A 4,660-nucleotide genomic window follows, 5' to 3' on the forward strand; every position below is an offset into this window, starting at 1 on the left:
TTTGGTGGGGGGGGGGGCGTGTGTGTTTGGGTATAGGTCCGGGGGGTGGTAAACGCGCCCCCCCGGGCGCGCTCCGCGGGGGCCTTTGCACCCCGTCTGATGGGGGCCGGTCGTCGATCGCATGGCCCACTTCGCCGCCCTCACCTACCGCGCGCTCGCCTGCGGTGCCGAGCCCGAACTCCGCGCCGCGCAACTGCGCTTGCACGAACTGGGCTGCGGCTACGACGATCTGGTCGTCGAGGTGGCCAGCGGCGCGCGCAGGCTACCTGACGGCCCCGAGGACGACGCGCCGGAAAGCGGTGGCGCACAACCAAGCCGCAATCGCCCACGCACCGAATAACAGGTGGTGCGCTGCCCGAAAGACCGGCCACGGAACCGGCGCACCACCGCACCACAGCCGCGCCAGGGTCTCAACCCACCCTCCCCCAGGTCGGCGCGGCACACGGACCCCGCTCCTCGGGCGGCGGGGCCCGTTCCCCCGGCCCTCGCCACGACCACGGCTCGCCGTCCACACACGTTCAACCGGCACGCGTACCGTCCCGGTAGACGGCGGCCGGAGCCGGCGATGCTCGAATCCTCGACCGCACACCGCGTGGCTGGTCAACGCGACCTCCGCCACCGGGCCGCCTGCCGCGGACCATCGCCCTCACCAACGACCTGCGCTGGGGCTGATCGGCCTCGACACCACGCGCCATCGGGGCGGCACACCCGTCGAAACCGGATGAGCCGCCCGGCGCTGACGCCTATCAGAACAGTCGCAGGGCTACCAAACGCCAACGATCCTTGGTGAATTCGATGCGACCCGCGATCGCGAGGGTTCGCGGGCCGCGCTGATAGGAGGCGAAGATCTCGGCGGCGCCCAGCTCGGTCGCGGTCACCCGCACGTGTTTGACCGTGGCGGCGCCGAGGCTGCGGCCGGGGGCGAGGTCCTGGGTGAGCATGGTGCGCACCGATTCCAGGACCCGCGGGTCGGTGACCGGGCGCAACTGGTCGGGCTTTCTGCGCCGGTCGACGACCTCGAGCACCAACCGCACCGACTGCTCGGCGAATCGCTGTGCCTCGGCAACGGATTCGGCCTCGCCGCGCCTGCCCTGTGTACACGACGCGCTGACCGCCCGGCGCACACCGAACGGCGCACCACCGGTGGCTCGACGGCGCACCGAACCCGGATGTCGCTGCGGCACAGCGATATCCACCGCAGCCCGCTGAGATCGCGACGACATTGCCGCTGTTTCGAGGCCGGGCTCGCAATGCGGCGCACGCGCCAACGACATTCGCTCCGTAGACATCACTCGTCCCCTTCGAGTCCGCCCACCCACTCCCCAGTGCTGGCGCACAGCATGCCACGGGGGTCCGACAAGCGTCCGGGGAATTCAGAACAGGGTCATCGGTTCGTCGGGCTCGGGAGTGGGCTGCGGCGGGAGCTCCGGCACGATGGCGCCGACCGCGTCGTGGAAACGGCGGGCCAGCCCGCGCGCGGCGGCATTGTCGGGAGTGTGCACGAACACCGTCGGTGAGCGGCCCTCGCGCAGCCACTGTGCGACCGTCTCCACCCACGGCTGCCAGCCCGCGACAGTGCGGTCCTCGTCGGCGCGCCCGTGGTAACGCACGATCGGATACTCGGTCAGTGCCCGCATCCGCCGCGGCACCCGTGGCTTCTTCGCGCGCGCCTCGTACTCCGACGGGTCGCCAGGTGGTCCGTCGAACAGGACGGTCGTGTCGAAGGGCACCCACTCGGCACCGATCCGGCCCAGCACCCGTTCCAGCTGCACCGCGGCGCGCTCGTCGGTGAAGAACGCCGGATGACGCACCTCGACCGCACACCGCAGCCCGGCGGGCAGGTCACGCTGGAACCGGGCCAGCGCACCCAGATCGGTCGGCCCGAACGAGGCGGGCAGCTGAATCCACAGGGCGTGCACCCGCGACCCGAGCGGCGCCATCACGTCGAGAAAGGCCGACAGCTCGGCGTGCGCGTCGACGAGCCTGCGCTCGTGCGTGACGGCACGCGGCGGCTTGAGCACGAACCGGAAATCCAGCGCCGTCTGCCGGGCCCACGACTCGACGGTCGAGGCCGACGGCGTCGCGTAGAAGGTGGTGTTGCCCTCCACAGCACCACAGTGCCCGGCATAGGCGCGCAGCCGCTCCCCCGGCGCGGGCAACCGCTGCTGCCACTGCGGATGCGTCCACATCGCACACCCGACCCGCAGCTCACGCACAGGCCGACGGTAGTACAGCGATCGACCGCGCCTAAAATGAGACCGGTTGCCACCACTCGCCCCGTGAGCGTGCCCCGGTGCGCGCACGACGGAAAGGGCCTGTGATGGCGATTCTCACCAGTGAACGGCCCCGTGCTGTCTCCGGCACACGGACCCGCGCGTGGCTCGGTGTTTCCGCGGCGATGGTCGCGATCGCGTGGGGCGGCAACGAGTTCACCCCGCTGCTGGTGATGTACAAGAGCCACGGCCTGCCGCTGACGGCGGTCGACCTGCTGCTGTTCTACTACGTCCTCGGCATCGTGCCCGCGCTGCTCATCGGCGGCCCGCTCTCGGACCGGTTCGGCCGCCGCCCGCTGATGCTGCCCGCCCCGCTGATCGCGGCCGCCGGTTCGCTGCTGCTCGCGGCGGGCGCGGCCTCCGTCCCGATGCTCGCGGCCGGGCGGATGCTGTGCGGCGTCGCGCTCGGACTGGCGATGGCGGTCGGCGGCAGCTGGCTCAAGGAGCTCTCCCAGCCGCCCTATGCCGCGGCCGCCGCCGGTGTCGGCGCTCGCCGCTCGGCCATGAGCCTGACCGCAGGGTTCGCGCTCGGCGCGGGCGTGGCCGGTGTGCTGGCGCAGTGGGGGCCGCTGCCCGATTCCACCGCCTATCTCGTCAACGCGGCGCTGTGCGTCGCCACTGCGGTCTGGGTGGCCAAGTCGCCGGAAACGGTGACGCGACAGCCGAATCCGGGCAGGCTACGCGACGATCTGAAGATCCCGGCCGCCGGGCACCGCCGCTTCCTTCGGGTCGCGGTGCCGATCGCGCTGTGGCTGTTCACCGCCAACGCGACCGCCTACGCCGTGCTGCCGACGCTGATGCTGCCGCGCGTGCAAGGCGCCCCGATCGCCTTCTCCGCTCTGGTCACCATGGTGACGCTGGGCTGCGGTTTCACCATCCAATCGGTCGCCCGGCGGATCGACCGGCCCGGCACCGCCCGCGCCGCGGTCCTGGCCCTGGTGCTGCTCACCGCGGGCATGGTGCTGGCGTCGTGGACGGCGGCCACCCTGAGCATCTGGGTGACGCTGCTGACCGCCGTCGTGCTCGGCAGTGGATACGGCATCGGCCTGGTCGCGGGGTTGCAGCAGATCGAGCGGATCGCGGGTCCCGGTGATCTGGCCGGGCTCAACGCCGTCTTCTACTCGGTGAGCTACCTCGGCTTCGGTGTGCCCGCCGTCCTGTCCGCCCTGCACGGCAGCTTCGGCTTCGGCTATCCCGCCATGTATCTGGTCGTCGCGCTGATCGCCGCGGCCTGCCTCGCGCTGGTCGCCGCGAATTATCGCGAGCCGGTCGCCGCCGCCCCGGTTGTCCGGCCGGAGCCCAGCGACAGCGAGGTGCGGGCATGACCGCGAACCCGGTCGAGACCTTGCGCCGCTGGCAGGATTCCGGCGCGATCTGGCGGGTGCTCGCCCGCCGCGCCGACTCGGTGACCGTCGGCCTGTTCGAATGCACCGGCGGTCAGGAGGTCGACCGGTTCACCTCCGCCGATCCGGCGCTGCTGCGATTCCTCGGCGAACGCACCAGCAGCGAAGACTGACCGCCGGGCGGGTGCCGGGCTAGGCTGGTTGCCGTCATCGCTTCACATCACGTCGGCCACCGCGGCCGGTTCGCTCGGTGAGGAGAGATCATGTCGGCACCTACCCAGGGCCTGTCCGCGGGAACGTGGGTCATCGACCGCAGCCATTCGGCTCTGCAGTTCTCCGTGCGCCATCTGATGGTGAGCAAGGTGCGCGGACGCTTCACGATCTTCTCCGGCGCGCTGGCCGTCCATCCCGACGGCACCGCCGACACCGTGGTCGAGATACAGGTCGATTCGGTCACCACCGACAACCCGCAGCGCGACGAGCACCTGGCCACCGCCGACTTCTTCGATGTGGCCCACTATCCCGTCGCCACGTTCAAGGCCACCGACTTCCGTCCCCTCGGCGACGAGTTCGAGGTCACCGGTGACTTCACCATCCGGGGTACCACCCACCCGGTCACCCTGCACGTGGAATTCCTGGGCGCGGGCCCCGGCATGGGCGACGCGCCGGTCGCGGGCTTCACCGCCACCGCGACCATCAACCGCCGTGATTTCGGGATCACCACCGAGATGCCGATGGCCAACGGCGGCGTCGTGGTCGGCGACAAGATCGCCCTCACGCTCGACATCGAGGTCGGCCTACAGAGCTGACCGGCACCGAGTACAGGAGGGCGCATGGCAGGACGTCGTTTCCTGGCCGGATTCGCAGCCGGCCTCGCGCTGTTCGTCGCGGCCGGTAGCGGTTCGACCGCACCTGGATCCGAATCCAGCGCCACGCTCGCGCCCAACTACGGCAAGGACCTCGGCGGCGGCCTGTGAACCGAGACGACGACACAGTGCCCTTACCGCGCCTGGTACCCCCCAGGCCCGGACTGCCGACGCGTTG

7 protein-coding genes are annotated in these 4,660 nt (G+C 71.0%); 5 read left to right on the top strand and 2 right to left on the bottom strand.

The annotated features are described in order from the left end of the window. The first annotated feature begins 121 nt into the window (after positions 1 to 121). Positions 122 to 340, top strand: coding sequence for a hypothetical protein (locus ACFWPJ_RS23930; protein ID WP_378854628.1), 219 nt, complete (start codon positions 122 to 124; stop codon positions 338 to 340). Between the two features lie 406 nt (positions 341 to 746). Here the strand turns inward: ACFWPJ_RS23930 and ACFWPJ_RS23935 are convergent, their stop codons facing one another. Both ACFWPJ_RS23935 and ACFWPJ_RS23940 read right to left on the bottom strand, forming a co-directional pair. After that, positions 747 to 1,184, bottom strand: coding sequence for an Rv3235 family protein (locus ACFWPJ_RS23935; RefSeq protein ID WP_378854629.1), 438 nt, complete (start codon positions 1,182 to 1,184; stop codon positions 747 to 749). Positions 1,185 to 1,373: 189 nt separating this feature from the next. After that, entirely contained in the window at positions 1,374 to 2,216 is an 843-nt protein-coding gene (locus ACFWPJ_RS23940) for a DUF72 domain-containing protein (RefSeq protein ID WP_378854630.1), read from the bottom strand. A gap of 104 nt (positions 2,217 to 2,320) precedes the next feature. Here ACFWPJ_RS23940 and ACFWPJ_RS23945 point away from each other — a divergent pair, with 104 nt between their 5' ends. The 4 genes from ACFWPJ_RS23945 (at position 2,321) to ACFWPJ_RS23960 (ending at position 4,593) form a co-directional block, all read left to right on the top strand. Beyond that, positions 2,321 to 3,598, top strand: a complete 1,278-nt coding sequence (locus tag ACFWPJ_RS23945) for an MFS transporter (protein WP_378854631.1) — start codon at positions 2,321 to 2,323, stop codon at positions 3,596 to 3,598. Beyond that, positions 3,595 to 3,789, top strand: a complete 195-nt coding sequence (locus tag ACFWPJ_RS23950; protein ID WP_378854632.1) for a hypothetical protein — start codon at positions 3,595 to 3,597, stop codon at positions 3,787 to 3,789. Before ACFWPJ_RS23945 ends, ACFWPJ_RS23950 begins: the two co-directional genes overlap by 4 nt. A 90-nt stretch (positions 3,790 to 3,879) precedes the next feature. Continuing rightward, positions 3,880 to 4,425 carry a YceI family protein gene (locus ACFWPJ_RS23955; RefSeq protein ID WP_378854633.1) on the top strand — a complete coding sequence of 182 codons (546 nt, stop codon included), beginning with the start codon at positions 3,880 to 3,882 and terminating at the stop codon, positions 4,423 to 4,425. A 24-nt stretch (positions 4,426 to 4,449) separates the two neighbouring features. Beyond that, complete coding sequence (locus tag ACFWPJ_RS23960; protein WP_378854634.1) at positions 4,450 to 4,593, top strand: hypothetical protein; 144 nt, start codon at positions 4,450 to 4,452, stop codon at positions 4,591 to 4,593. The last annotated feature ends 67 nt before the right edge of the window (positions 4,594 to 4,660 follow it).

Source organism: Nocardia sp. NPDC058497, from assembly GCF_042720195.1.
Lineage (GTDB): Bacteria > Actinomycetota > Actinomycetes > Mycobacteriales > Mycobacteriaceae > Nocardia.